Genomic DNA, 615 nt, shown 5'->3' with positions numbered 1-615 from the left:
CACGACAGATCTACCGAACCCTCGCCACAAACATCACCATCACGCCTTGACAACAGCCATAGAAGGGTCAACGGGCGGGTCGTGATCTCCTTTAGCTGCTTCTTCGCCAATAGTCTGAGCGCCACCAATAGAGCATGAGTCGGTCGTCCGGGTAGGAGTGTGTCGGGGGTGTCTCGACATCTTCATCCACGTCCGCGGGTCGCCACCCAGCGTCAACCGGCTCGTTGTCCCGCGGTCGCCGAACCTGACTAATGAAGCGGAGCTCTCTGACGCCGTGGTTGGCATAGTTCTTCTGCGCATCGATCAGTGACTGACTGTTGGCGCCGCCGGCGAGATCGGGCCAACGAAGCTTCGCCAGATCGTCCTCCCAGAAGCACACTGGGCACGACTTTGCTGACCGCGTGACACCGCATTGCTCTTGCCCGCTGAGAGGTACTGTCAGGTCATGCGCGCCGATCAAAGATTCGCCAGGCGATTCGTGGGACCTGCTGGGCGGCGTGCGATGGATCAGTACGGGTGGCTAATTCAGATGGTCAGCGCGTGCGGCGGGAGTGTCCGGTTTTCGGTGTAACCGGCGTTTTGTGTACTACAGGTTTTCGGCGGCCGGCATACGGT

Annotated in this window: 1 protein-coding gene; it reads right to left on the bottom strand. The window is 60.0% G+C overall.

Translation table 11 applies throughout. The features are described from left to right. Positions 1–91 precede the first annotated feature (91 nt). Positions 92–460 carry a CPCC family cysteine-rich protein gene (locus ACYVDK_RS05530; protein ID WP_460519132.1) on the bottom strand — a complete coding sequence of 123 codons (369 nt, stop codon included), beginning with the start codon at positions 458–460 and terminating at the stop codon, positions 92–94. Between the last annotated feature and the right edge of the window lie 155 nt (positions 461–615).

It is taken from the genome of Humibacter antri, assembly GCF_054777235.1.
This window is presented reverse-complemented; position numbering and strand designations above follow the sequence as displayed.